Below are 23639 nucleotides of genomic sequence, written 5' to 3' on the forward strand. Positions count from 1 at the left end.
GCGCAGTCGTGGAGAATCTCCTTCACGTCGGCGGCGACGGACTTGTAGAAGTCGAGGTCCACCGTGCGGTAGTGTCCGGCGGCATCCGGGTCGTCGTCAGGAGCGATATCTTCGATTCGGGGGAGTCTGTCGAGTGCCGTCGAGATTGGTTGCGCACTCTCGACGCCGAACTCGCGGGCCTCGTAACTCGCGGTTGCGACGGCCCCGTGGCCTTCGCCCGGTTCGTAGCCCATCCCGACGACGACGGGTTCGCCCACAAGTTCGGGTTCTCGGAGTCGTTCACAGGAGGCGTAGAAACAGTCCATGTCGACGTGGAGGACGATTCTCTCCACGTCGTCGTCCGTCTCCGTCCCCGGAAGCGTCTCCTCCGCCATCGGGTGCGTGTAGACGGGCGACGTACCTGAACCTTCAGGTACCGCGGTGAAAGTGGCCCGGAGGGCGAGGAAGCGTGGGTCGTTACTTCAGTCGCTCCTGGAGGAACGACGGGTGGGCCGCCTCGATGCCGTCGATAGAGAGAATCTTGTCGGAGATGACGTCTCCGAGCGAGTCGCCGTCGACGGCACGGACTTCGGCCATCAGCATGTGGTCACCGGACGACGTGTAGAGTGATTCGACGTCGCCGAGTTCTTTCAGCGCGCGTGTGACCTCGACGTAGCGCTCACTCGCACACTCGATGCCAACCATCGCAATCGACTGTCCGGCGAGTTTCTTCGGGTCGATGTCCGCAGAGTACCCGATGATGACGCCGTCGTCTTCGAGTTTACTGATGTACTTTCGAACCGTCGGCTTCGACACGCCCGCCCGGTCTGCAATCTCGGCGTACGACGCTTTCGCGTCTTCTTCCAAGACTGCGAGGATGCGTCCCTCCGTGGACGTGGTTTCCATGCCCGTTTCTTTTCCTACGGGAGAAAAATATCTTGCGAATCCGAAAACGCATATCCGTCACGTCGAACCGCCCGAAAAACCGGCGTGGTGACGTGTCGGAGTCGTCGCGTTACTTGTGCTTCGAGAGGAACTTGTCGTACGAGCGCTCCCACTCGTAGGAGTCGTCGAAGTACCGCTCAGCGAGCGGTTCTTCGGGCATCTCGCCGATGCGCTGTTTCTCCTGCTGGTAGGATGGACGGTCTTCGTCGACGTAGTACCGGCCGGTGAGGACGGTCCCCTCGTGGAGCGCGTTCTCCGTCTCGAACATCATCTCGGACGCTTCCGAGCGACTCGTGTTGTCGAACTCGTAGTCGTCGGACTCGTTGATGTCGATGTACGGGACGTACTGGCGTGCGTCCTTGTTCCACGTCGGACACTGCGTCAGGAAGTCGACGTGGGAGAAGCCGTCGTGCTGGATGGCTTCCACGATGATGTCCTTCGCCTGGTTCGGGTTGACTGCGGCCGTCCGCGCGACGTACGACGCACCCGCGTTGAGCGAGAGCGAAAGCGGGCGGAGCGGCGTCTTCGCCGAGCCGTGGGGCTGGGTCTTGGACTTGTGGCCCATCGGCGACGTCGGGGACGTCTGTCCCTTCGTGAGGCCGAAAATCTCGTTGTTGAACACGATGTACGTGATGTCGTGGTTCTCACGAGCGGTGTGCATGAAGTGGTTGCCACCGATGCCGTAGCCGTCACCGTCACCGCCGGCCGCGACCACGGTCAGACCGGGGTTCGCGAGCTTCGCGGCGCGGGCGATGGGCAGCGAGCGGCCGTGGATGGTGTGGAAGCCGTAGCTGTTGAAGTAGCTGTTGAGCTTGCCGGAACAGCCGATACCGGTCGTCACCATCATCTCGTCGGGCGAGAGGCCGAGTTCGGCCGCCGCACCTTTCAGAGCCTTGAGGACACCGAAGTCACCACAGCCAGGACACCACGTCGGCTGGGGTTCGAGTCCGGGCGTGAACTCGTTTTGGTCCTTCTCCGTTTCTTCACCGATTGCGCTGAATGCACTCATGATTTATTCACCCACCTTGGGGACGAACTTCGTGCGGTTGTCTGGGAGCTCCTCACCTTCGAGGAGCGCCGTCTCGAATCCCTCGACGATGTCGTGGGGCTCGAACGGGTTGCCGTTGTACTTGAGGAGGCTCGACATCTTGTCGCCGTAGCCACCGAGTTCCTTCTGGACGAGGCCACGGAACTGGGCGGAGGCCGTCATCTCGACGACGAGAGCTTCGTCGACGCTGTCGAGGAACGCCGAAACCTGGTCTTTCGGGAACGGCATCAGTTCGGAGACGCCGAGGACCTTCACCGAGTGACCGTTCTCGTTGAGGACGTCTGCGGCCTCTTCGACGGTACCCTGCTGGCTCCCGAAGGTGATGAGACCGAGGTCGGCGTCTTCCGGACCGTAGACCGTGTTGAACTCGCCGTCTTCGTCGAGTTCCGCGCGGATGGACTCGACCTTCTGCATGCGGCGGTTCATCTGAGCGACACGGTTGTCGGGGTCTTCCGAGATGTGACCCGCGGGCATGTGCTCGTTACCCGTCGCGAGGTAGCGACCACCCTTCTGACCCGGCAGCGAGCGCGGGGAGACACCGTCTTCGGTGTCGTGCTGGTAGCGCTGGTACTTGCCGGAGTCGTCGTGCGGTGCGTCTGCGAGTTCCGCTTCCGTCAGGACCGACCCGAGGTCCGGGTTCGGTTCCTCGTCGAAGACCGAGGCCGGGACGTTCGAAAGTTCGCCACCGAGCTTCTGGTCGTACAGGACGATTGCCGGAATTTGGTACTCGTAGGCGATCTTGAACGCCTTGCGCGTCTGGTCGTAGGCCTCCGCGGCGGTCGCGGGGGCGAAGACGACGCGGTGGGAGTCGCCCTGCGACGTGTACAGGACGTGCTCCATGTCGGACTGCTCGGGCTTCGTCGGCATACCCGTCGATGGGCCGGCGCGCATGGCCTCGACGAGGACGATTGGCGTCTCGGTAATCTCTGCGAGACCGAGTGGCTCGGACATGAGCGAGAACCCGCCACCGGACGACCCGGACATGGCTTTCACACCGGCGTGCGAGGCACCCATGGCCAGTGCTGCGGCAGCGATTTCGTCTTCCACCTGCTCGGAGATACCGCCGAGTTCAGGGAGGTTCTGCGACATGATGACGAAGACTTCCGTCCACGGGGTCATCGGGTACCCGGAGATGAAGCGGCATCCTTCGTCGATGGCACCGTACGCGATGGCGTCGGAACCAGAGAGCAGGACCTGCTCTTCGTCGTGTTCACCCGTCGGTGCGGTGATGTCGGGTGCGTCGACGTCGAACTCTTCTTTGACCTGTTCGTAGGCGTCGTCGAAGACTTCGAGGTTGGGTTCGAGAATCTTCTCCGGCATCGCGTCGGCCATCAGGCTCTTGATGACGTCGGGTTCGATGTCCGCGATGGCGCAGGTGACTGCGACACCGGCCGTGTTACGCATGACCTCGCGGCCGTGCTCACGGGCGATGGAGCGAAGGTCGATGTCGAAGACGTGCCAGTCGTTCTCTTCGACGCGCTCGTCGAAGTCTTCGATTTCGTCGGTGTCGAGGAGACCAGAGTCGTAGACGATGACACCACCTTCGACGAGTTCGTCGAGGTTCTCCGAGAGCGGTTTGATTTCCTCGTTGCCGTAGTAGGCACCCTCACTCGGGTTGCGAGCGAACGAGTCCCCGAGAGAGAGGAGGAAGTTGTACCCGTCACCACGCGACTTCACGGGGTCGGCGCTGACGCGTACTTCCGTGTACGTGTGGCCACCGCGAATTCGCGATGGATAGTGGCGATGCGTGAAAACGTGTAGCCCCGCTCGCATCAGGGCTTTTGCGAAGTTCTGGCTGGTCGAGGCGATGCCGTCACCGGAACCCCCTGCGATGCGCCAGATAAGTTCGTGGTCAGTCATAATTTGAGCTCACGGCCCCGCTGGGGCGCTATTTGAAAAGTTGGGGTGGGTCCGAATAAAGACTTTGCTATGGATTGACAAGGAAAGATAATGAAGGACTTAATATTGTTAAATTGGTCCCTCGAACACCCCACAGAAGTGGACGAATGGAGAGTTCGAAAACCGCACGTAGCCCAACTAATAACTCGGTTTAGAGTGGTTTCTCCAATTTTTCGACGGCTGGTCGATTACTCGTTCTCGGGACTCGATGGATGGTACGGTGTGTCGTACTCGCCGACCTGTCCGTCGAGTCGGTCGGGGTTGATGTGACCACCGAGGAGCATGAAGTCGAGGATAGTCAGGTACAGCATCGACTCGACGACTGGCACACCGCGTGGGGGTAACACCGGGTCGTGCCGCCCGACGACCTGAATCTCCTTTTCCTCGCCTGTCTCCCAGTCGACAGTCCGCTGTTTCTTCGGAATCGACGTGGGCGCGTGGAGTGTCATCTCGCCGAAGATTGGTTGGCCGGTGGTGATGCCGCCCTGAATGCCGCCGTGTTTGTTGCCGACCGGGCGCGGGTCACCCTCTTCGTCGAACTCCCAGTCCTCGTTTCGGTCCGACCCGGTCCACTCGCGCGCCTCGCGGCCGAGGCCGAACTCGAACGACGTCGCCGCCGGGACAGACATCATCGCCTGTCCGAGCCGCGCCGAGAAGGAGTCGAATCGGGGTGCACCGAGTCCACGGGGGACGCCTTGCGCTTCGAAGTAAATCGACCCGCCGATGGAGTCGCCTTCGTTCTGGTACTGCTCGATGACTTCGAGCATTTTCTCGGCCGTCTCGGGGTGTGCGCACCGAACGTCGTTCTCTTCGGAGTGTTCGAGTATCTCTTCGAACGTGACCGGCGGCGCTTCCACGTCGCCAATCTGGTTCACGTGGGCTTTGACCTCGACGTCGTACTCGCTCTGTTCGAGGACTTGCTTGGCAACTGCGCCGGCGGCGACCCAGTTCACCGTCTCGCGCGCAGACGAACGCCCGCCACCGCCCCAGTTTCGCGTCCCGAACTTCGCCGAGTAGGTGAAGTCGCCGTGGGACGGGCGCGGCGCAGTCACGTAGGGTTCGTACTTGCCAGAGCGAGCGTCCTTGTTCTGGACGACCATGCCGATTGGCGTCCCCGTCGTGTACCCGTCTTGGACGCCGGAGTTGACAACGACGGCGTCCGGTTCGCCGCGACTCGTCGTAATCATCGACTGGCCCGGTTTTCGTCGGTCGAGTTCCGCCTGGATGTCCTCGACGGAGAGTTCCACGCCGGCGGGGCACCCGGATATCGTGGCACCCATGGCGTCGCCGTGACTCTCGCCGTAGGTGGTCACCCGAAAGAGGCGACCGAATTCGTTCCCGTTCATTACCCCGACCCTCGGGCGTCCGCCCATTTAGTGTTTGTAGAAAGGTGCAATCGTGGGCGGTGTTCTTCGTGCGGAGGTTCATACCCGAAGACGGCGAAGAGAGCGTATGGAATCGACATCGGACGACGGTGTCCGCGGACGCCTCGAAGCAACGTTTTGGGAGCGACACGCGAACCCGTGGAGTGCCGGGACGCGAATCCTCGTGTATCCGGTGTTTATGTACGCCATCTACCGCCGCGACGCGAAACTCTTCGCCGCGACGCTGGCGTTCATCGCCGTCAATCCCGTGCTCTTTCCGCGCCCCAAGCGCACGGACAACTACCTGAGTAAAATCGTCCTCGCAGAACGCGAGTGGTTGGACGCCGGCAACGGGACGATGGGGCTGGACTACCCGAATATCCTCAACGTCCTCAACATCCCAGTGACGTTCTACGCGTTCGCCTCGGCGATACGACGAAAGCCAGTCGGGACGCTCCTCGGCACGCTCGGTGTGATGGTCCTCAAACTCTGGTGGACCGACGCCATCGTGAAAGAGACGGGGGTGACCGGAGAACGACCGGGCGAAACACTCCCCGTCGAAGAGTCCTCACTCGACGAGTGAGTCGAGCGTCGCCGTCGCGAAGGGAATCAGCATCTCGTCGGGGTGCATCCCGCCGTGCATGGCGACGAAGTCGAGTTTGCCGCGGTCCTCGTCGCCGTACCAGACACTGCTGTCGCGGTGGACGACGACGAGGTCACCGAGTCGATGCTCGAACGTCTCGGACGGGTTCGGTCCGAAGAGGTCCGACTCCAGAACCTCGTGCTTGCGAAGGACTCTCGCGTCCAGTTCGGCCGTGAGCAGGTCGTACACAGGGTCGATTCGGTCCGGTCGGAGGTGCAGGTGGACGTTCCGCGCACTCCCCGAGTACCGAACCGGCGTCCCGTCGGTGAGCGTCTGCAAGTCGGAGATGATGTCGAACGGTGGGGCCGAGAGGTCGACGTTCTCTTCGGGCACGGTGTCGATGAGTCCGTGGTCTGCCGTGATGCAGACGAGTGTCTGTCCGTCGTCGTCGCCGCTGGTTTCGGCGAGGGTCTCTACGGCCTCGGTGACTCGGTCGAACGTCTCCGCTGCCGTCTCACGGTACTCGTCAGAGTCGACGCCCGCGTGGTGCGCAACCGCGTCAGTCTGTGGGAGGTACGCGAAGATGTACGACGGGTCCGACGCCTCCCGCGCGGCGTCCGTGAACGACTCAGAGAACGTCGACAGGTCCTCGGGGTCGTAGGTGTGCGGGACCGTCGAGTCGTTCGGAAACGGCGTCACCTGATGCGTCTCGACGCCCGCGGCGACGAGTTCGGGATAGATGCTCTCGGCGTCGGCCACGTCTTCGAAGTCGATTCGCTCCGGCGTACTGCCGTCCTTTCGGAGGAACGGAAGTGCCTCGAACTGCTCGTCGGTGTCCGGGTCGTAGACGTACCACCCGACGACGCCGTGTTCGGACGGGAGCGAAGCGGAGTGAAACGTGTTCATCGCGGCGGCCGTCTCCGACGGGTAGACGGAAGTCAACGGCGTCACTCTCCCCGCACGCTCGAACCGACGTAAGAAGGGAACCCGCTCTCGCTCACCGTCCCACTGTGCGAGGCCGAATCCGTCGACGAGGAAGACGACGACGCGGGAGACGTCGTCGTACGCGTCGGTTGCCGCTTCGGGAAGGCGCGACCCGACGTCGGCACCGAGCACGTCGGCGACTGTCCCCGGAATGCGAGAGAAACACCAGTCTTCGTAGGCTGGAAGGAGGTAGTCTCCGTCCGATTGGCGCTCACGCAGTGCCGAGATGTCGGGTCGCTGCATAGCACAGTCGCCGGACGGCGGTGGCAAAAAGCTTCTGTCGAGTCAGTCTTCTATCTCTTCTCGCGAGTCAGTCTTCGGTCACGTCGACACCGAGGTCACGCATCGTCTCGAAGAAGTTCGGGAACGACACGTCGACGTGTTCCGCGCCGGAGATAGTCGTCTCGCCGTCGGCGACGAGGGCCGCGACAGTGAGTGACATCACGATGCGGTGGTCGCCTCGGCCGTCCACTTCGGCACCCACGAGGTCAGTGTCGCCGCCGTGGATGGTGAGTCGGTCCTGTTGTTCGGTGACGTTCGCGCCCATCTTGGCGAGTTCTTCGGCCATCGCGGTCACGCGGTCGGTCTCCTTGTAGCGGACGTGTTCGCAGTTCTCGATGACGGTGTCGCCGTCGGCTATCGCACCGAGCGCGGCGATGGTCGGGAGCAAGTCGGGGGTGTCGCCCACGTCCACCGTCGTTCCCGAGAGGTCGGCCACCGAGACGGTGAGTTCGCCGGCGTCTTCGTCCCACTCGACTTCTGCGCCCATGTCGCGGACGATATCGACGATTGCTTTGTCACCCTGTGCGGAGGGACGCGCCCCTTCGACGACGACCGGTTCGTCGTCGGCACCGGCCGCTGCGCCCGCGGCGAGGAGGTACGAGATAGACGAGAAGTCACCGGGGACGCTGTACTCGCCACCGGCGGGGCGGTACGACTGGCCGCCAGCGACCGAGAATCCGTCGTCGGTTCGCGTCGCCTCGATGCCGAAGTCGTCGAGCACTTCGAGCGTGATATCGACGTACGGCGCGGATTTGAGTTCGGTCGTGAGTTCGACGTCGATTCCTTCGTCGGTGACCGCGCCGGCCATGAGAAGCGCCGTGATGTACTGCGAAGAGACGTCACCGGGAATCTCGACGGTACCCCCGGCCATCCCGTCGCCGACGACGAGCGGTGCCTGTCCGTTTCGGCGCGTACTCTCGGCGCGCCCGTCCAAGTCGAAGACGGCGTCGAGAAGTGGTCCTTGCGGGCGCGAGCGGAGGGAGTCGTCGCCGGTGAGGACAGTCAGGCCCTCTCCGAGGCCCGCACACGCGGTGACGAGTCGCATCGTCGTCCCCGAGTTCGCGCAGTCGATGACGTTGTCCGGTGTCTCGGGGCGACCGTCGAACCCCTCGACGTCGACCGTCTGGCCGTCGCGTTCGACGGTTCCGCCGAACGCCCGAACGGCGCGCATCGTTGCTTTGGTGTCGGCGCTGACGAGAGCGTCGCGGACGACTGCTGCGTCGCTGTAGCCTGCGGCGAGAATCGCTCTGTGTGTGTAACTCTTCGACGGCGGTGCGCGGGTTCGGCCCCGAACCCGAGACTGCGAGAGACGAACGTCCATACGCGGGCGTCGTCAGGACGTAGTATCAGGGTACCGGACGCGGCGACGTTCTCCCGCACGTCGACCACTCGAATCGTCCGACGTGTGCGGCGACACTCGTTCCCGAGTTGTTAGAATCACGAGCATTCCTTTGTCCCCACACACCAAAGCAGAGGTATGCTCGTCAAGGACATCGCCCAGACGGACGTCGTCACAGTCGAAGTCGAAACACCGCTCGCCGACGTCGCCCGAACGATGCGTGACGAACGTGTCGGGAGCGTCGTCGTCGTCGACGCCAAGGGTGTCGTCGCTGGCTTGCTGACCGACCGTGACCTCGTCGTCTACGGACTCGCCGGTGACCGACCCGTCGGTGACCTCGTCGCCAACGATATCTTCTCGACGAACGTCTTCAACGTCGACCCCGACGACGGTATCACCGAAGTCGTCGACAAGATGCACGACGAGGGTGTGCGCCGCGTGCCCGTCATGTCCGACGGTGACCTCGTCGGCATCGTCACGCTGGACGACCTGCTGTGTCACCTCTCGAAGCAACTCGAAGAACTCGCTGACGTCGTCCGCGGCGAATTCCCGCGGTAAACTCGCGGACGCTCGTCAGCCCGAAACGACTGTCCGTTAGACCGAAACCGGAATCCGTCGCCCGCGACGCGAGGGCTTTACTACCGACCGGGCGAACTCCGGAGTATGGAACCCGATTTCTCACCGCTGGCCGAGTTCCTCGGCGACGAATTCGACGGCTACCTCATCTCTGCGGACGGAAGCGACTCGAACCAGTTGTACCTCTCGGGGTTCGACGCGCCTGATCCGTATACGACGCTCTACACCCCCGAAGGGACACATCTTCTCGTCTCCACACTCGAATACGGACGCGCCAAGAAGGAGAGTCGCGCGGCGACCGTCTCGCGCCTCTCGGACTACGACTACATGGCGAAGGTTGCCGAGAATCCGCACGTCGTCGCGAAGGCGAAGACTGTCGCCGAGTTCGTGGCCGACCACGGCGTCGAGACACTCGCCGTCCCCGAAGACTTCCCGCTCGGAGTCGCCGACGCCCTCCGCGACGAAGGCGTCTCCATCGAAGCGGAGACTGACGACGTGTTGACCACCATCCGCGCCGTGAAAGACGACGACGAAGTCGAGTACATCCACGACGCGCAGGACGCCAACGAGGCGTCGATGCAGGCCGCAGAAGACCTCATCCGGGCCGCAGACATCGCCGACGATGGGATGCTCCGGTACGAGGGCGAACCGCTGACGAGCGAACGCGTGAAAGAAGAAATCGAGGTCACGCTCCTCCGCCACGGGTGCGCCCTCGACGAGACAATCGTCGCTTGCGGTGCCGACGCCGCCGACCCGCACAACCGCGGTAGCGGCCCGCTTTACGCCAACGAGTCCATCATCATCGACATCTTCCCGCGCGACAAGGAGACCAAGTACAACGGCGACATGACTCGGACCTTCGTGAAGGGCGAGCCCTCCGCGAAGATTCGCGAGTGGTTCGACCTGACCGAAGAGGCGTTCCACGCCGCACTCGACGCCGTCGAACCCGGTGCGACGGGCGAAGACGTCCACGACGCGGTCTGCGACGTGTACGAAGCGGCCGGTGAGAACACGCTCCGCGCCGACCAGTCTGCGGAGACTGGGTTCATCCACAGCACGGGTCACGGCATCGGCCTCGACGTCCACGAACTCCCACACGTGAGCCAACACGGCGAGGAACTGAAACCGGGACACGTCATCACCATCGAACCGGGTCTGTACGACCCCGACGTTGGCGGTGTCCGTATCGAAGACCTCGTGGTCGTCACCGAAGATGGCTACGAGAATCTCACGGAGTACCCAGTCGAACTCGTCGTCGAATAAGAGACTCGACGGGCCACTCAGAGAGCGTCCGCCGAGTTAGCTGTCGAGTGCGCCACCGCCAGTGGACGGGTCGACACCCGAGGCGTCGGTCCACCCGGAGTTGACCTCGCGCCACTGTTTGAGTAGATTCTCGAGTGCATCGGCCGTCTCGGGCGTGAGGACCCCTGCGGCCTGTCGGACGACACTCCCGTCTTCGATGAGGAGCGCGTAGATGTTGCCCTCGCCGAGGAGGCCGAGGCGACGCTGGAGCGCAGTCTTGTCGACACGCGTGACCAGCGCGTTCTCGTGCGGGCGACTCCGGGCCGAACCGGGGGTCATCCCACCGCCAGCCATCGGCGGCATCATCCCACTTCGTCCACCGAGGACGAGCAGTTCGTAGTAGCCGAAGTGGTTGTAGGTCTCACAGAGTTCTTTGGCGAACCCTCGCCACGACCCCACCAGCGACTGCTGGCGGCGGTCGAAACTGATGAGTACGAGCGTCTGCTCCCCCTCCAGGTCGTCGGGGAGAACGACCTTTTGGCCGTTCGTATCTCGGGACGGCAGACGAGGGAAGTCCATGGACTAGGCGAAACTCCACGAGTATTTAAGTCTAATTGCCGATTCAGAAAAATATCGCGTCGCAGACAGGGATTCCGGAGCGAGGGCGACGCGGAAACGCATTACCACTGGTAACACGTTCTTCGACATAAACCTCCGGTGCCGAGTCTCAGCCCCGATAACGAGACGTCTCAGCGTTCGTAGTCGGGGTCGAACAGTTGGGCCGACATCGGTCCGGGGTCGGTTCCCTCGACGACGGCGTACGAGGAGAAGTCCTCGACACCTGCGTCTTCCAGAATCTCCTCGTCGTAGAAGGTGTTGCCCGTACACGCTGTCGGGTCGCGCGAGAAGAGTTCGGTGAGTGCATCACACATTATCTGCGGCGTTCGCCAGTCTTCGGGTGTCCCCATCCCGAAGTGTCGCGTCGCCTCCGACTCGATGGCCGCGACTGGCCAGAGCGCGTTCACGGCGATATCGTCGGTAGCGAGTTCTTGTGCGAGTGACTCCGCGATGAAGGTCATCCCGTACTTCGAGAGTGCGTACGCAATCTTCCCGGGTGCGGGGCGTGCCGGCATCGGTGGCGAGAACGTGACCACGTGCGCGTGGTCGCTCTCGCGGAGGTACGGAAGTGCGGCGTAGGTGGTCGCGTACGCACCACGGGCGTTCACGTCGACGAGCAGGTCGAATCGCTTCGGTGGCGTGTTCTCGAAGTTCGCGATGTGAATCGCACCCGCGTTGTTGACGACGAAGTCGATGCCGCCGAACTCGTCGACTGTCTCCTGAATCGCCGCTTCGACGGAGTCGTCGTCGCGAACGTCGAGTTGACACCAGATGGAGTTGCCACCGCGCTCACGAATCTCCTCGGTCGTCTCCACGATGGTTCCGGGAAGTTCGTCGTGTCCCTCGACGGTCTTTCCGGTCGAGACGACGTTCGCGCCGCGGTCTGCCAAATCGAGCGCGATTGCCTTGCCGATACCGCGACTCGTCCCCGTGATGAAGGCCGTCTTGCCTTCGAAATCAACGTCATCGAATGCCATAGCATCACATTGTCAAACGGTCACTTGATGGTTCGTACACGGGGAGTGCGTTCACCGACGTTTGCCCGGTCTGCGGTTCATCGAGGTGTCACAGGCAGATGATGAGTGTCGCCCGTGTCGCGGACTCCGCCGGCACCACCGACGTTCGCGGACTCCGCCGGCACCGATTCTCTTTTGGGCGGTCCGCGTCCACTCCGTACCGATGAAACTGCTCGTCGTCGGTGCCGGTGCGATGGGTCGCTGGTTCGGCAGCACGGTCGACGCTGACCTCGCGTTCGCAGACGCAGACCCCGAAGCAGCGGTCGCCGCGGCGGACGAACTCGGTGGCCGTGCCGTTCCGCTGGACGGGGACGAGGTGTTCGACGTCGTCTGTCTCGCGGTGCCGATGGCCCTCGCACCCGACGCCGTCGAGGCGAACGCTCATCGCGCCGAGGAGGCGATGTGCGACGTGACTGGGGCGATGGCCACGCCGGTGGCGGCGATGCGCGAGCACCTCCCGGACCGAGAGCGACTCAGTCTCCACCCGCTTTTCGCACCGCAGAACGCGCCCGGAAACGTCGCCGTCGTCGCCGACGAGTCGGGTCCACGCGGTGACGCCATCCTCGACGACCTGACCACCGCCGGAAACCACGTCTTCGAGACGACGCCGGCAGAACACGACGAGGCGATGGAGACAGTACAGGCCGCCGCCCACGCCGCAGTCCTCGCGTTCGGCCTCGCTGCCGACGACGTCCGCGACGAGTTCGCCACACCCATCTCGGCCGCACTCGACGAACTCGTGGCCGCCGTCTCGGGTGGGACACCCCGCGTGTACGCAGACATCCAATCGGCCTTCGGCGACGGGACAGACCGCGTCGCCGACGCCGCACGCGCACTCGCGATGGCAGACCCGGACGAGTTCTCCGACCTCTATCGCGCCGTCGCTCGTGGACGCGACCAGACCGACAACCACGACCCTGCCGAGCGATGAGAGAGGGTAGACGCCGCCGATGACCCCCCGCGACCACACCCGAACCACCCCTCCGACGTTCTCCACTCCCACACGATGATAGACAGAGACGCCGTCCGCGACAACGCGAAGTATCTCAGAAACGTTCGCCCGATAGACCCCGACGAGATTGCCGAGTACATCGAAGGTTCTCCCCATCCGGCAGTCGTCAAACAGACGCTCCGCGAGGAAGCCTACGACCTCGGCCTCTTCGAGCGAGACGACGGAACGTTCGTCCCGACGAACGAAGACCCCGTGACGCCGCCTGGGTGGTCTCCCGAGGCGTTCCCCGACGACTACTCGTTCGCCCTCGAAGACCTGCTCATCCAGCGTTACGGAGCGAACTGGCACGTCGGTGACGCCGGTGACAGACTCCGCCAGCGCGTCCGGCAGTTGAAAGAGGACTACTACCGCGGGAATCCCGTCGAGTACGACGAGGACGCCGCGCTCGGGTACGCCATCTACCACCTCCCGGACTACTACGCCGCTGTTGGCTACGTCCTCGACGACATCGCCGAAGGTGGGTTGCTCTCGCGCAAACTGCGCGTCCTCGACGTGGGCGCGGGAACTGGTGGTCCCGCACTCGGCCTCCACGAGTACCTCCCAGACGACTCGCTCGTCGACTACCACGCAGTCGAACCGAGCGCCTCCGCCGACGTACTCGAACACATGCTCGGCGAGACGCGTCGAAACTTCCGGACGACCATCCACCGCGAGACGGCAGAGGCCTTCGAACCCACGGGCGAGTACGACCTGGTCGTCTTCGCGAGCGTCCTGAGCGAACTCGACGACCCCACCGCAGTCGTCGAGAAGTACCTCGACGTCCTCGCCGACGACGGGACACTCGTCGCCATCGCACCCGCCGACCGGAACACCAGCATCGGTCTTCGCGACGTCGAACGCGAGGTTGCACCCGCAGACGGCGACGTGACCGTCTACTCACCGACACTCCGCCTCTGGGATGGGTACGCGCCCTCGGACCGTGGATGGTCGTTCGACGTCAAACCCGACCTCGCCGTCCCCGGATTCCAGCGCCGACTCGACGAAGGCCGCGACGCCGAGGAAGACGAGGGAACCTTCGTCAACGTCGACGTACAGTACTCCTACAGCATCCTCCGAACCGACGGAAGACGGCGTCTCGACATCCGCGCGAACGCGACACGGTTCGCGAAGATGGCGGAGATGGACAGACACGTCACCAATCGTATCGACCTGCTGGCGGTGAAACTCAGTCACGACCTCTCCGAAGGCAGGAACCAACTGTTCAAAGTCGGTGACGGGAGCGAGACGGTCGACCACTACGCGGTCCGAACCAAACCGACGGTCCTGAACGCCGACCTCGAAGACGCAGACTACGGGGACGTCCTCCTCTTCGAGAACGTCCTCGCCCTCTGGAACGACGACGAAGAAGCCTACAACCTCGTCGTGGACGGTGAGACCATCGTCGATACCGTCGCGTAATCGAGGGACATCGGCAGCGAACCGAAATCGACGGGTGGCTTTTTGCGCGCTCCCTCCCGAGTCGAAGGCATGAGCAGACCCGCCATCCTCCTCACGAACGACGACGGTATCGAGAGCGTCGGCTTTCGGGCCCTCTACGATGCCCTCTCGGAGTTTGCCGACGTGACGGCCGTCGCCCCGAAGACCGACCAGAGTGCGGTCGGACGCAAGATGTCGTCGGACGCAGTCGTCGTCGAACACGAACTCGGCTACGCGTTAGAAGGCACACCGGCCGACTGTACCGTCGCTGGGTTAGAAGCCCTCTGCCCAGACGTGGACATGGTCGTCTCCGGCGTCAACAAGGGTGCGAACATCGGAGCGTACGTCCTCGGTCGGTCTGGAACCGTCAGTGCCGCCGTCGAAGCGGCGTTCTTCGACGTGCCCGCGATTGCGCTCTCGATGTACGTTCCACCGGGTGGTGACGTACCGTGGCACGAGAAGGCGAACGACCCACGTGACTTTCGGGAGGCGACGCGCGCCGCCTCGTATCTCGTCAAGCACGCAGAACCCGCCGGCGTGTTCGACCAGTGCGATTACCTGAACGTCAACGCGCCGATGCGCGACCCGAGCGAGGGACCTGCCGATATGCAGGTGACGTACCCCTCGGAGATGTACGACATGACCGCGGACTTCGAGAACGGAACCGTTCGGCTTCAGGACCGCGTGTGGGAACGGATGCAGTCCGGCGACATCCCCGACCCCGAGGGGACCGACCGCCGGGCCGTCGTCGATGGGTACGTGTCGGTTTCGCCGCTGACCGCGCCACACACGACACACCACCACGAGGCACTCGACGCACTCGCCGAGACCTACATCGACTGAGTTCGGGGTCGCTCAGGCGGTTCGACTGTCCACCAGTACCTTGTACGTGATAGCGACCAGCCCACTGAACAGTGCGAGTCCTCCCACGAGAAAGACGAGGACGGCGAGGACGAACAGCATCCCGAACGTGTAGCTACTGAACGCGAATCCGGCGAAGGTCAACGAAAGCCACCCGCCGAGGACGACAGCGAAGAGCGTGAGCATGCTGTCTTCGGTCGCATATCGGAGGGCCTCACGAGCGGAGAGGTCGGACATGAATCTTCCGTCGTAATGATAGTTCATCGGTGTTTCGCTCGCTCGGAACCCATCAACTCACCGATGAGAAAGCTCATGCCGGACCCCTCTCTCGCTGATGCTATGACAGAAGCAGACGCCATCGAGGCAGTCGACCGCCCGGTGACGGTCACGTCTCTCGTCTCTGACTTCCGTGACCTCGGCATCGACGCCGGCGACACCCTCCTCGTCCACTCGTCGTTGCGCTCGCTCGGGTGGGTTGCAGGCGGCCCCCAAGCCGTCGTCGACGCCCTCCAAACGGTTCTCACCGACGACGGGACGCTGGTCATGCCGACGTTCACCGGCCAGTACACAGACTCGGCGACGTGGGAACACCCACCGGTCCCAGACGAGTGGGTCCAGATAATCCGTGAGTCGATGCCGCCGTTCAGGCCCGACGTGACGCCGACGCGCATGATGGGTGCGATTCCCGAGTGCTTCCGGAACTACCCGGACGTCATTCGAAGCGAGCATCCGACGACTTCGTTCGCCGCGTGGGGCGCTGAGGCAGACGACATCGTCGGCGACCACGGACTCGACTACGGCCTCGGAGAGGAGTCACCACTCGCTCGAATCTACGAGCGCGATGGCAAGGTGTTGCTCCTCGGCGTCGGCCACGACAACAACACCTCGCTCCACCTCGCAGAGTACCGCGCCGACTTCGAGAAAGACCACGTCCAGTCGGCCGCACCCCTCCTCCGAGACGGCGAACGAGTCGTCGTCGAGTACGAGGACATCGAAATCGACACCGAGGACTTCGAAGCAGTCGGTGCCGACTTCGAGTCGCAGGTCGGACTCACCGAAGGGTCGGTCGGTGCGAGTACGGCCAAACTGGTGGCTCAGCCCAAACTCGTCGACTTCGCCGTCGACTGGTTCGACGCGAATCGCTGAGTGGTGGTCGAATCGTCCGTCACAGCTACGCGCGCCATCACGGTACTGGCCGGCGCGATACCTACACCGCACTCCACACTGCGACGAGTCCGAATCCGGCGATGACGACGCCAGCGAGTTGGTTCACCCGCCGCATCACCGGCCGAGTGAACCGCGTTCGGAAGAGGCTCACACCGGTACTCAGAACGAACCACCAGAGTGACGACCCCGTAAACACGCCGGCGACGAGGACGCCGGCGTCCTGATAGTTCCCACTCACGCCGACGCCCACCCCGGCGAAGATACCGACGAACGCCAGAATCGTCACCGGATTCGTTATCGTCAACAGAAACGTCGACCCGAAGTCCTGCGCGAGGGTTCGCACGTCGGACGTGGACGCCGCCGCCTCCGCAGGTTCGGCCCGGAACGACTGCACCCCGAGGTACAGCAAGAGGAGGCCACCGCCGAGGCGAATCCCCGTCTGGTAGTCCAAGAACAACGACGAGAGCGCCGTAATGCCGAATCCGGCGATTGCTCCGTAGACGGCGTCCGCAGATGCCGCTCCGAGGCCGCTGACGAAACCAGACCACCTCCCCTTAGCGAGTGTTCGCTGAATACACAGGACGCCGATTGGGCCGACGGGTGCCGCAATCGAGACGCCGAGGACGATGCCCTGCAACAAAATTTCGGTTGTCGTCGTTAATACACGTCACCTCGTTGCCGTCCCGAGGAACCACTGTGTCAAAACCGTTCTGTAAGCGCACCACTGGTTCGTCTGCACGAGTCGACCAAAAAGTGTGAAGAGTGGGTGCTGGATTAACTCAGTAGTGTCGCGTCGAGTGTGATCTCCGGGCCTGCCAGCGCCTTCGAGACCGGACAGGTCTCTTTGGCCTGCTGTGCAATCTCCTCGAACGTCGATTCGTCGATGTCGGGGATGTCCGCTTCCAGCGTCAGGTCGATCTGTGGAATCTCGAAGCCACCACCGTCGGCGGGGCGGAGGTGCACGTCAGCCACCGTGTGAAGTTCGTTCGCTGTGTAGCCCTCTCCTTCGAGGAGCGCCGTCAGTTGCATGCAGAAACACCCGGAGTGAGCCACTCCGATTATCTCTTCTGGGTTCGTCCCTGCTTCGTCCTCGAAGCGTGTCGGGAACGTCAGCGTTCCTTCGATTTCGCCGCTCTCGGTCGTGAAGTCACCACGTCCGTCTTTTCCACCTTTCCACGTCGTCTCGGCTTGCTTAACGGGCATTCCACCCGTACTATGGGGTTCCACCAGTATGGAAATACCGGCGGTGTCACACGTTGGTGGCGAGAAAAAAATGTCACGTATCCGTGTCTGCCAGACGGATACTCAGTCGTCAGCGCTCATCTGTGCTTCGAGGTGCTCGGCCATCTGGCCGACCTCGTCCTCGAACGTGTCGAGGTCGTAGTCCTGTCCGTGGATGATGGCGCTGTATCGCGCGGTCCAACTGGAGAGGAACGCAATCTCTCTGAGTTCCTCGTCGGTCGCACCGTGCATCTTCGCTGCCTGTTTGTGGAAGTGCTGGCAGTACGGACACTTGATGTTCGCCGCGATGGCGAGTCCAATCAGTTCCTTGTACTTCGGCGGAATCGCAGTCTCTTCGAAGGCGTGTCGCTTGAAGTTCGGCCACTCGTTGACGAGGTCTTCGTCGTTGAGTTCCCAGAAGCCCGGAACGAACCCGAGTGTCTCTTCGATGTCGTCGCGGGTTCGTTCGACCGCGTCCCCCTCTGATGTCGTTGCCATAGTCTCGTTCTCCCGAAGATTCCGGAAAACACGGCCTGAGCGCCCCGTTCGATACTCGATTCGAGACCGTGTTCGCCGGAATCAGTGTACTGTTTTTTGCCGCCTCTATTAAATATCACTAATGATAGTTATATTTATTAATTTATCTTTGTGGTGTATGTCACAATCGACGGTAATTGTCCAAATTGGGTTTTTACTACACTCGCAAAAGGTCGTGTGAGGGTCGTTCTCTTGGACGGTGTCGAGATAACCACGGGAAAGATATCTACCTTCTTTCGGGGACTGGAGGCTTGGCTGAGCTAATCTACTTGCTGGACGAACGTGACCTGCTTCTCTTCGAACCCCGTCTCACGATAGAACCGCCTCGCAGCGTCGTTGTGCCACTCACAGGAGACTTTGAGGTGGTCACAGTCGTTTGCCCGAGCGAGTTCTTTGACCTGTGAGACTACCGCACTGCCGTACCCCTGATTCCGGTATTCTTCTTCGACGAACAAGTTGACGATGCGGACGTATCTCGTGAACTCGCGAGAGGGGTGTTCACCCTCTGTGAGGGTCAGAAAGCCAATCGTCTCACCAGCGTCTTCGACGAGATAGTCGGTGATATCGTCGCGTTCGAAGTGCGTCTCGAATCCGTCTTCGGGGACGTCGCCGACGCTGTCGTACGAGAGCGTGTTGAACTCGGAGTACTGTTCCATGTCCGACGCGAGGGCGTACCAATACTCGATGAGGACGTCGATGTCGTCTGTCGTTGCCTCGGTGAGGTGCATGTGTCGTGAGTCTCGTGTATGGTCGTCACACGAACCAATCTATCTGTTGGCGAGAACTGGCAAGGCGACGCTGCTCACCGATAGTTCGATGCAACACCGACTCCAGTCCCGATAGCCAGACCGAGTATCATCCCTCCCGCGAGATTATCGAACACGAGGCCCAGTGCGACGCCGACACTCAGACCAATAGCGATTCCCACTCCGATTGCCTCCTCGTCGAGTTCTCTCTCGTCGCCACGTTCCTCGTTGTGACTCATCGGGTGCAGCGACGCACGATACCCACATAGGACTTTATCAAGGATTCCTCTCGCTATCCGTTACACGTTCCCCGGATTCTTCCTATCTGCTACCGATTCTGCCGTTGTTCGGCCTTGTTTAGGTAGCTAAAATCCATTATACAAAACCGCACACTTTTCCGGTTCTTCTTCACTCCCAGACGTGGGAAATCACATCGTCTCGAACGATTCGATGACCTCACTGGTCGTGAACACCGGCACGAGGTCTTGTTCATCGAAATCAGAATCGTCGCTCCACACACCTGCGTCACGAGCGAGTGCGCAGGCCACGTACAGAACGTCGTCGGGGTCGGTATCCTCTATCGCTTCTTTGGCCTTCTCGATGTACGGGTAGAACTCGCTGGCCGGTACCGTCTCGATGTACTGAAACAACAGTTCGATGAACTGCTGTACTCTGTTTGGATCCATCCCTGACTTCTCAACGATGAGGTCTTCGTAGTTCCCGATTTCGTCGTGGACGAATTCGGGTGTCAGGAGTTCCGGTTCGAGCGTGACGATGAGTTCCCGCGTTTTCGAGTTAGCGATGAGTGCCGAGATGACGACGTTTGCATCGACGACCAACTTCATCCGTCAGAATTACTCCGACTCTTCTTCGATGCGCTTCCGCGCGCTCTCGTTGATTTTGGCGGCAATTTCGTTTACATCCGCTTCGGAGAGTTCACTGTCGGCGGTAAGTTCGTCCATCAATTCGAGTTTCTCGATTTTGCTTCGGATGGCTTGTCGAGTGACCTCACTCCAATTGATTTCCGGATGTTTCTCCATCTGCTCTTTGAGAGTGTCGTCGACGTTGACCGTGATAGTAGGCATACAGAAAACTGTAGAGGCACAGAATACTGTGTCTTTCGGTGCCAATGCTTTCATCAGGTGATTGTTTTATCGCCTCTGTTGCTGTTCAACACGTATGCCCTCTGAGCGGTATCCGAACGTGGATGTTACCGGCGGTTCTCAATCGAGGGACGTACCATTTCGTGTCGGGGTCGAGAAGATATGCGGTTTTTCACCAGACTCACCCGCTCGAATTCGTGGCTGGTTCGAGAACCGTTCTTCGGCGCAGCAAACGGTTGGTTTCGGCCCAATTCAACCGTTCTCTAACATTTGGAGTGAAGGCAAGAGCACGCTCGTCCTGATTCCAATTGACAGAGAAATTCAACGGTATGCTCTCGGAACCGACGAGCAGATTATTCCCGACGAACCGGTCGAAGGTTGCTGGGAGACGAACACCGTCCGCCTCATTCGCCACGACGTTCTGCGATGGCAGTCACTCGATGCGGGTGAATGTATTCAGACCGAGTACGCTGTACTCCAATACCCTGAACAGGAGATACTGGAGGGGACAACAAACAAGCGGGCGGGCCCTCAGTCCGACAGCGATGACTGTCTCCCAGCAGATGAATATCGTTTCGAGGAATCATTCCAGCCGAAGCTCGGAATGGAGACGACGTGGAACGAGTTCAAGTGGGGTTTCACGATTACAATCGAGGAGTAAAAACAATCGTGAAATGTCGCTAGAGAACCCGAAGCACCCGAGAACGACATTTCTCAGCGAGACTGTCTTTGCTCCGCCTTGTTTATCTCGATGAGCAACCGGAAAATCGCCTTCACGAGGTTCGAGTCGACTTCGAAGTGGTCGGCGTTCTCCCCGGCGCGTTCCATCACACGCTCTTCTTGTGATTCGTCGGTCGTCGGCAGGTTCTGTTCGGCTTTGACCTGTGCCACCGCGTCGGCGACGTAGGTTCGTCGCGCGATGAGTTCGACGATTCCGCGGTCGATGTCTTCTATCTCCTCGCGGAGTTCGTCGAGGGTCATGTCCTGAATCGATTCGGTTCCGTCTGTCGTGTCGTCTGTCATAGGATTCGTGCTCCGTCTGTTCGGGTGGTGGTCAGTCGTGTCTCGCCGTCGCGGGCATCCCACAGGCTCTCGACCTGCTTGAGGTCGTCGCGGTCACCGACTGCGACGACGCTCGGGCCAGTTCCAGAGAGCGAGACGCCCTCGGCGATAGGCATCGCTTCGACGGCGGGGTCGGTCGGGAAGTCCAGCGCGGCCGAGAAGGCGAGGCCGTTGACGGTCATCGCCTCGGCGTACCGGCCTTCGAGGGCGAGTTCGGCGACGAGGTTGGCCATGGAGGTGACGTTCTCACAGCGGGAGACGTCGGCGTCGGCGCTGAAGGCTTGCTCTGGCGGCGTCCACACGAGAACGTCCCAGTCGACTTCGTCGCGGACGACGAGTTTGTCGTCGGCGTTTTCGGTGACGACGACGCCACCGAGCATGGATGCGGCGGCGTCGTCGAACGCGCCGGTGACGGTGACGCCCACTTCGCGGGCCGCGCGGACGCCGAGTCGGCAGGCGTCGATGCGCGAGACGTCGTCGTCCGGTGCGGGGCCGACCGACGCGCCGACTGCGTCGAGCGCGGCGAGAACCGTCGCGTTGGCGGCGGCGCTGGAACTCTTGAGACCGGCGGCCATCGGGACGTCGCTCTCAGTCTCGACAGTCCCACCTTCGCCGTCGCCGAACTCCTCGACGACGAGTTCGACACAGCGCTCGACGAGTCGCGTGTCGGCGTCGGGTGCCTCCGCGATAGTCCCGCGAACGCGGTCTGTGTCGTCCAACTCGACCGTCGCGGTGGTCTCTGCGTCGATGGCGAACGCGGAGCCAGTGCCCGTCGCGAGGGCGTTCAAGACGGTTCCCGCCCCGAGGGCGGTGGCTCGGCCGTGCATACCTGTACCGAAACGAGCGAAGAGAAAGAAGTGGCGGTCGGTGCCATATCGACCGGTGTCGAGTCGGCGAGAGGAGTGCCCGCTGTGAGGCCATCCACGACCGACCGGTGTCGACAGTCGACACGCCGGCACGCTCAAGATGCGCTCGCGCCGATTCGATGGGCGGTATCGCGTCGTTTTTCACCACTCCGGCGTTATCGCGTGGTATGAGCGCCCGGAACGACATCGCCCCGAGTACGCTCGGCATCGAACTCCACGACTACGGCGTCGAAGTCGAGTACATCGACAATCGGACGACAGTCTACCGAGGCGTCCCCGAGGCGATTACGGACACGCTGAGCACCCCGCCCGGCAAGGAAATCCACGTCCTCGTCACCGACCCGACGGAGACGGAGGGCGTGATGATGTACGTCAACGACCTCAAGACGCACGACGACGTGCTCGAATCGAGCGGTGTCGGCCGCGTCATCCTCGCAGAGGGTGACGAAGAAGAACTGTTCCCAGGCGTCGTCGTCCGCCGCATCCCCGGGCATCGATTCGAAATCGACGCAGACCCGGAGGTAGCCCGTGGCCGCGTGTTCGTCTTCGTCGAAGACGATTGGAGCGAAAACGCCTACGAGTTCGTCGCCGAGTGATGCTCCGAAAACGCTGGGAACCACTGGAAAAGCGGACTATCGGGAACGCACCCGAAGCCTACGGCTACTACGAACTCGGCGATGCCGACGGTGAACTCGTCGGGCGCGGCGTCGGCGTCCTCCGCGACGAACTGAAAGAAGCGTTCGCGTACGGTGACGGTGAGCGCGTCCGATGGGAACGGGCGACGTCGCTCGACCATGCCGAACGAATCGCCGCAGAACACGACCCCGAGTAGTCGCTGGCAGTCGAGATGCGCCGCGCCCAGCGCGCTCACTTTGGTCTTTTCAGGAGAAATGCAATCGGACCCCTCTCGCAGACTTTAAAAATAGTGGGTGGCGTCTGTGTCCAACATCGTTGTCTCGTTGTGACCTGAAAAGACCAAACTATTGTAGGTACGACGGGCTATCCGTGTCGCAGTTTTCCTCGTGCGCCTCTGCGTCTGCCCTGACGTCGAACAGCATCTCACATTCTTCGCACTGGAACCACGTCTCCCCGTCTTTTTCTGTCGTGGTCACCATGCGTAGAGCTATCACACGAACCGGGAAAACGGTTACCCCGGGCGAACGCTCAAGGCTCGAGGTGCCGAAAGCACTGCTATGACCGAAGACGGGGTGACGCTCGTGGTCCGTGCCGCCGAGAAGCGCGACGCGGGACGCGGCATCGCCCGCCTCCCCGAAGCGGCACGCCGCGAACTCAGCGTATTGAGTGGTGAGACAGTCGTCATCGAAGGGAGTCGTGAGACGGTAGCCAAGATGTGGCCTGCCCGTCCCGGTGCCGACGCCGGTGAGATTCTCGTCGACGCCGATACGCGGGCGAACGCCGGTGTGAAAATCGGCGACAGCGTCCGCGTCAGGAAGATAGACGTCGACGACGCAAAGTCGGTGACGCTGGCCGGACCCAGCGCGTTCGAGCGAACGAGCGTCAGCCGTGAGACCATCGAAGAGGTAGTGAAGTCAGAGATTCGGAATCGACCCCTCCGTGCCGGTGACCGCGTCCGTGTCGAGCGACTCGGCGGTGCTGCCCTCGTCGTGAGCGAGACGAGACCGGGGGGCGTCGTTCGCATCACCGACGCCACGAACGTCACGGTGACAGCCGAAGAGTCGAAGGGTGCCAGCGAGACGGTCCGCGATGCCGTCAAGAGTATGACCGGCGGCGATAGCGAGGGGAGTCGAGGGC

The 23639-nt window shown here is 62.0% G+C and carries 30 protein-coding genes and 1 pseudogene; 11 read left to right on the top strand and 20 right to left on the bottom strand.

Annotated elements, in window-relative coordinates; genetic code table 11:
- The 5 genes from AUR66_RS19350 to aroC all read right to left on the bottom strand — a co-directional run.
- Positions 1-374 (bottom strand): Y-family DNA polymerase (locus AUR66_RS19350; RefSeq protein WP_449271649.1); only part of this gene is annotated, 374 nt, incomplete at its 3' end.
- Between the two features lie 82 nt (positions 375-456).
- Positions 457-885 carry an HTH-type transcriptional regulator LrpA1 gene (gene lrpA1, locus AUR66_RS19355; RefSeq protein ID WP_058573742.1) on the bottom strand — a complete coding sequence of 143 codons (429 nt, stop codon included), beginning with the start codon at positions 883-885 and terminating at the stop codon, positions 457-459.
- A 109-nt stretch (positions 886-994) separates the two neighbouring features.
- Positions 995-1933 carry a thiamine pyrophosphate-dependent enzyme gene (locus AUR66_RS19360; RefSeq protein ID WP_058573743.1) on the bottom strand — a complete coding sequence of 313 codons (939 nt, stop codon included), beginning with the start codon at positions 1931-1933 and terminating at the stop codon, positions 995-997.
- A gap of 3 nt (positions 1934-1936) precedes the next feature.
- Positions 1937-3832 (bottom strand): 2-oxoacid:acceptor oxidoreductase subunit alpha, encoded by a 1896-nt coding sequence (locus tag AUR66_RS19365; protein WP_058573744.1) that lies wholly within the window; start codon positions 3830-3832, stop codon positions 1937-1939.
- A gap of 227 nt (positions 3833-4059) precedes the next feature.
- On the bottom strand, positions 4060-5217 hold the full coding sequence (aroC, locus tag AUR66_RS19370; protein ID WP_058573745.1) for a chorismate synthase: 1158 nt from the start codon (positions 5215-5217) through the stop codon (positions 4060-4062).
- A gap of 106 nt (positions 5218-5323) precedes the next feature.
- Between aroC and AUR66_RS19375 the strand changes: the two genes are divergently transcribed.
- Positions 5324-5818, top strand: a complete 495-nt coding sequence (locus tag AUR66_RS19375) for a DUF6653 family protein (RefSeq protein ID WP_058573746.1) — start codon at positions 5324-5326, stop codon at positions 5816-5818.
- Here AUR66_RS19375 and AUR66_RS19380 read toward each other — a convergent pair.
- Complete coding sequence (locus AUR66_RS19380) at positions 5804-7045, bottom strand: alkaline phosphatase family protein (RefSeq protein WP_058573747.1); 1242 nt, start codon at positions 7043-7045, stop codon at positions 5804-5806. The genes AUR66_RS19375 and AUR66_RS19380 overlap by 15 nt on opposite strands.
- Before the next feature lie 67 nt (positions 7046-7112).
- Positions 7113-8405, bottom strand: a complete 1293-nt coding sequence (aroA, locus tag AUR66_RS19385) for a 3-phosphoshikimate 1-carboxyvinyltransferase (protein ID WP_058573748.1) — start codon at positions 8403-8405, stop codon at positions 7113-7115.
- A gap of 156 nt (positions 8406-8561) precedes the next feature.
- On the opposite strand from aroA, the gene AUR66_RS19390 reads away from it, so the two are divergent.
- Positions 8562-8981 carry a CBS domain-containing protein gene (locus AUR66_RS19390; protein WP_058573749.1) on the top strand — a complete coding sequence of 140 codons (420 nt, stop codon included), beginning with the start codon at positions 8562-8564 and terminating at the stop codon, positions 8979-8981.
- Positions 8982-9086: 105 nt separating this feature from the next.
- Positions 9087-10262: a M24 family metallopeptidase gene (locus AUR66_RS19395; RefSeq protein ID WP_058573750.1), complete on the top strand. Its 1176-nt coding sequence runs from the start codon at positions 9087-9089 to the stop codon at positions 10260-10262.
- Positions 10263-10298: 36 nt separating this feature from the next.
- Here AUR66_RS19395 and AUR66_RS19400 read toward each other — a convergent pair whose 3' ends face one another.
- Positions 10299-10820, bottom strand: a complete 522-nt coding sequence (locus tag AUR66_RS19400; RefSeq protein WP_058573751.1) for a hypothetical protein — start codon at positions 10818-10820, stop codon at positions 10299-10301.
- 170 nt (positions 10821-10990) lie between these two features.
- A complete protein-coding gene (locus tag AUR66_RS19405; protein ID WP_058573752.1) occupies positions 10991-11836 on the bottom strand; it encodes an SDR family oxidoreductase in 846 nt (281 codons plus the stop codon).
- A 202-nt stretch (positions 11837-12038) separates the two neighbouring features.
- Between AUR66_RS19405 and AUR66_RS19410 the strand changes: the two genes are divergently transcribed.
- The 3 genes from AUR66_RS19410 (at position 12039) to surE (ending at position 15146) form a co-directional block, all read left to right on the top strand.
- Positions 12039-12806, top strand: a complete 768-nt coding sequence (locus AUR66_RS19410) for a prephenate dehydrogenase/arogenate dehydrogenase family protein (RefSeq protein ID WP_058573753.1) — start codon at positions 12039-12041, stop codon at positions 12804-12806.
- Positions 12807-12881: 75 nt separating this feature from the next.
- On the top strand, positions 12882-14285 hold the full coding sequence (locus AUR66_RS19415) for a small ribosomal subunit Rsm22 family protein (protein ID WP_058573754.1): 1404 nt from the start codon (positions 12882-12884) through the stop codon (positions 14283-14285).
- Positions 14286-14354: 69 nt separating this feature from the next.
- A complete protein-coding gene (gene surE, locus AUR66_RS19420) occupies positions 14355-15146 on the top strand; it encodes a 5'/3'-nucleotidase SurE (protein ID WP_058573755.1) in 792 nt (263 codons plus the stop codon).
- 12 nt (positions 15147-15158) lie between these two features.
- On the opposite strand, the gene AUR66_RS22410 is transcribed toward surE, so the two are convergent.
- Entirely contained in the window at positions 15159-15401 is a 243-nt protein-coding gene (locus AUR66_RS22410) for a hypothetical protein (protein WP_058573756.1), read from the bottom strand.
- A gap of 102 nt (positions 15402-15503) precedes the next feature.
- Between AUR66_RS22410 and AUR66_RS19430 the strand changes: the two genes are divergently transcribed.
- Positions 15504-16310: an aminoglycoside N(3)-acetyltransferase gene (locus AUR66_RS19430; protein WP_058573769.1), complete on the top strand. Its 807-nt coding sequence runs from the start codon at positions 15504-15506 to the stop codon at positions 16308-16310.
- Between the two features lie 61 nt (positions 16311-16371).
- On the opposite strand, the gene AUR66_RS19435 is transcribed toward AUR66_RS19430, so the two are convergent.
- The 7 genes from AUR66_RS19435 to AUR66_RS19465 form a co-directional block, all read right to left on the bottom strand.
- Positions 16372-16968 carry a LysE family translocator gene (locus AUR66_RS19435; protein WP_231727979.1) on the bottom strand — a complete coding sequence of 199 codons (597 nt, stop codon included), beginning with the start codon at positions 16966-16968 and terminating at the stop codon, positions 16372-16374.
- A 137-nt stretch (positions 16969-17105) separates the two neighbouring features.
- Positions 17106-17534 carry an OsmC family peroxiredoxin gene (locus AUR66_RS19440; RefSeq protein ID WP_058573758.1) on the bottom strand — a complete coding sequence of 143 codons (429 nt, stop codon included), beginning with the start codon at positions 17532-17534 and terminating at the stop codon, positions 17106-17108.
- 102 nt (positions 17535-17636) lie between these two features.
- Entirely contained in the window at positions 17637-18050 is a 414-nt protein-coding gene (locus AUR66_RS19445; RefSeq protein WP_058573759.1) for a carboxymuconolactone decarboxylase family protein, read from the bottom strand.
- 299 nt (positions 18051-18349) lie between these two features.
- Positions 18350-18817: a GNAT family N-acetyltransferase gene (locus AUR66_RS19450; protein ID WP_058573760.1), complete on the bottom strand. Its 468-nt coding sequence runs from the start codon at positions 18815-18817 to the stop codon at positions 18350-18352.
- Positions 18818-18891: 74 nt separating this feature from the next.
- Entirely contained in the window at positions 18892-19074 is a 183-nt protein-coding gene (locus AUR66_RS19455; RefSeq protein ID WP_058573761.1) for a hypothetical protein, read from the bottom strand.
- Between the two features lie 189 nt (positions 19075-19263).
- Positions 19264-19680: a PIN domain-containing protein gene (locus AUR66_RS19460; protein ID WP_058573762.1), complete on the bottom strand. Its 417-nt coding sequence runs from the start codon at positions 19678-19680 to the stop codon at positions 19264-19266.
- A gap of 9 nt (positions 19681-19689) precedes the next feature.
- Positions 19690-19920, bottom strand: a complete 231-nt coding sequence (locus tag AUR66_RS19465; protein ID WP_058573763.1) for a hypothetical protein — start codon at positions 19918-19920, stop codon at positions 19690-19692.
- 94 nt (positions 19921-20014) lie between these two features.
- On the opposite strand from AUR66_RS19465, the gene AUR66_RS19470 reads away from it, so the two are divergent.
- Positions 20015-20599 carry a hypothetical protein gene (locus tag AUR66_RS19470; RefSeq protein WP_058573764.1) on the top strand — a complete coding sequence of 195 codons (585 nt, stop codon included), beginning with the start codon at positions 20015-20017 and terminating at the stop codon, positions 20597-20599.
- Positions 20600-20652: 53 nt separating this feature from the next.
- Here the strand turns inward: AUR66_RS19470 and AUR66_RS19475 are convergent, their stop codons facing one another.
- Together AUR66_RS19475 and AUR66_RS19480 are read right to left on the bottom strand one after the other, a co-directional pair.
- Positions 20653-20961 (bottom strand): chorismate mutase, encoded by a 309-nt coding sequence (locus tag AUR66_RS19475; RefSeq protein ID WP_058573765.1) that lies wholly within the window; start codon positions 20959-20961, stop codon positions 20653-20655.
- Complete coding sequence (locus AUR66_RS19480) at positions 20958-21827, bottom strand: shikimate kinase (RefSeq protein WP_058573766.1); 870 nt, start codon at positions 21825-21827, stop codon at positions 20958-20960. Before AUR66_RS19480 ends, AUR66_RS19475 begins: the two co-directional genes overlap by 4 nt.
- 206 nt (positions 21828-22033) lie before the next feature.
- On the opposite strand from AUR66_RS19480, the gene AUR66_RS19485 reads away from it, so the two are divergent.
- Together AUR66_RS19485 and AUR66_RS19490 are read left to right on the top strand one after the other, a co-directional pair.
- Positions 22034-22462, top strand: a complete 429-nt coding sequence (locus AUR66_RS19485; RefSeq protein WP_058573770.1) for a DUF5796 family protein — start codon at positions 22034-22036, stop codon at positions 22460-22462.
- Positions 22462-22698 carry a DUF7508 domain-containing protein gene (locus tag AUR66_RS19490; protein ID WP_058573767.1) on the top strand — a complete coding sequence of 79 codons (237 nt, stop codon included), beginning with the start codon at positions 22462-22464 and terminating at the stop codon, positions 22696-22698. Before AUR66_RS19485 ends, AUR66_RS19490 begins: the two co-directional genes overlap by 1 nt.
- Positions 22699-22846: 148 nt before the next feature.
- Here the strand turns inward: AUR66_RS19490 and AUR66_RS23120 are convergent, their stop codons facing one another.
- Entirely contained in the window at positions 22847-22981 is a 135-nt protein-coding gene (locus tag AUR66_RS23120) for a DUF7128 family protein (protein WP_058573768.1), read from the bottom strand.
- A 78-nt stretch (positions 22982-23059) separates the two neighbouring features.
- Between AUR66_RS23120 and AUR66_RS19500 the strand changes: the two are divergent.
- A pseudogene (locus AUR66_RS19500) lies at positions 23060-23639 on the top strand (AAA family ATPase); the annotation flags it as partial.

The sequence above is a fragment of the Haloferax profundi genome, from assembly GCF_001469865.1.
Taxonomy (GTDB): Archaea; Halobacteriota; Halobacteria; order Halobacteriales; family Haloferacaceae; genus Haloferax; species Haloferax profundi.

Excerpts from the sequence above, each read along its gene's own strand:
- lrpA1 (WP_058573742.1), bottom strand. The coding sequence starts at position 885 with ATGGAAACCACGTCCACGGAGGGACGCATCCTCGCAGTCTTGGAAGAA.
- AUR66_RS19360 (WP_058573743.1), bottom strand. The coding sequence starts at position 1,933 with ATGAGTGCATTCAGCGCAATCGGTGAAGAAACGGAGAAGGACCAAAAC.
- AUR66_RS19365 (WP_058573744.1), bottom strand. The coding sequence starts at position 3,832 with ATGACTGACCACGAACTTATCTGGCGCATCGCAGGGGGTTCCGGTGAC.
- aroC (WP_058573745.1), bottom strand. The coding sequence starts at position 5,217 with ATGAACGGGAACGAATTCGGTCGCCTCTTTCGGGTGACCACCTACGGC.
- AUR66_RS19375 (WP_058573746.1), top strand. The coding sequence starts at position 5,324 with ATGGAATCGACATCGGACGACGGTGTCCGCGGACGCCTCGAAGCAACG.
- AUR66_RS19380 (WP_058573747.1), bottom strand. The coding sequence starts at position 7,045 with ATGCAGCGACCCGACATCTCGGCACTGCGTGAGCGCCAATCGGACGGA.
- aroA (WP_058573748.1), bottom strand. The coding sequence starts at position 8,405 with ATGGACGTTCGTCTCTCGCAGTCTCGGGTTCGGGGCCGAACCCGCGCA.
- AUR66_RS19390 (WP_058573749.1), top strand. The coding sequence starts at position 8,562 with ATGCTCGTCAAGGACATCGCCCAGACGGACGTCGTCACAGTCGAAGTC.
- AUR66_RS19395 (WP_058573750.1), top strand. The coding sequence starts at position 9,087 with ATGGAACCCGATTTCTCACCGCTGGCCGAGTTCCTCGGCGACGAATTC.
- AUR66_RS19400 (WP_058573751.1), bottom strand. The coding sequence starts at position 10,820 with ATGGACTTCCCTCGTCTGCCGTCCCGAGATACGAACGGCCAAAAGGTC.
- AUR66_RS19405 (WP_058573752.1), bottom strand. The coding sequence starts at position 11,836 with ATGGCATTCGATGACGTTGATTTCGAAGGCAAGACGGCCTTCATCACG.
- AUR66_RS19410 (WP_058573753.1), top strand. The coding sequence starts at position 12,039 with ATGAAACTGCTCGTCGTCGGTGCCGGTGCGATGGGTCGCTGGTTCGGC.
- AUR66_RS19415 (WP_058573754.1), top strand. The coding sequence starts at position 12,882 with ATGATAGACAGAGACGCCGTCCGCGACAACGCGAAGTATCTCAGAAAC.
- surE (WP_058573755.1), top strand. The coding sequence starts at position 14,355 with ATGAGCAGACCCGCCATCCTCCTCACGAACGACGACGGTATCGAGAGC.
- AUR66_RS22410 (WP_058573756.1), bottom strand. The coding sequence starts at position 15,401 with ATGTCCGACCTCTCCGCTCGTGAGGCCCTCCGATATGCGACCGAAGAC.
- AUR66_RS19430 (WP_058573769.1), top strand. The coding sequence starts at position 15,504 with ATGACAGAAGCAGACGCCATCGAGGCAGTCGACCGCCCGGTGACGGTC.
- AUR66_RS19440 (WP_058573758.1), bottom strand. The coding sequence starts at position 17,534 with ATGCCCGTTAAGCAAGCCGAGACGACGTGGAAAGGTGGAAAAGACGGA.
- AUR66_RS19445 (WP_058573759.1), bottom strand. The coding sequence starts at position 18,050 with ATGGCAACGACATCAGAGGGGGACGCGGTCGAACGAACCCGCGACGAC.
- AUR66_RS19450 (WP_058573760.1), bottom strand. The coding sequence starts at position 18,817 with ATGCACCTCACCGAGGCAACGACAGACGACATCGACGTCCTCATCGAG.
- AUR66_RS19455 (WP_058573761.1), bottom strand. The coding sequence starts at position 19,074 with ATGAGTCACAACGAGGAACGTGGCGACGAGAGAGAACTCGACGAGGAG.
- AUR66_RS19460 (WP_058573762.1), bottom strand. The coding sequence starts at position 19,680 with ATGAAGTTGGTCGTCGATGCAAACGTCGTCATCTCGGCACTCATCGCT.
- AUR66_RS19465 (WP_058573763.1), bottom strand. The coding sequence starts at position 19,920 with ATGCCTACTATCACGGTCAACGTCGACGACACTCTCAAAGAGCAGATG.
- AUR66_RS19470 (WP_058573764.1), top strand. The coding sequence starts at position 20,015 with ATGCCCTCTGAGCGGTATCCGAACGTGGATGTTACCGGCGGTTCTCAA.
- AUR66_RS19475 (WP_058573765.1), bottom strand. The coding sequence starts at position 20,961 with ATGACAGACGACACGACAGACGGAACCGAATCGATTCAGGACATGACC.
- AUR66_RS19480 (WP_058573766.1), bottom strand. The coding sequence starts at position 21,827 with ATGCACGGCCGAGCCACCGCCCTCGGGGCGGGAACCGTCTTGAACGCC.
- AUR66_RS19485 (WP_058573770.1), top strand. The coding sequence starts at position 22,034 with ATGAGCGCCCGGAACGACATCGCCCCGAGTACGCTCGGCATCGAACTC.
- AUR66_RS19490 (WP_058573767.1), top strand. The coding sequence starts at position 22,462 with ATGCTCCGAAAACGCTGGGAACCACTGGAAAAGCGGACTATCGGGAAC.
- AUR66_RS23120 (WP_058573768.1), bottom strand. The coding sequence starts at position 22,981 with ATGGTGACCACGACAGAAAAAGACGGGGAGACGTGGTTCCAGTGCGAA.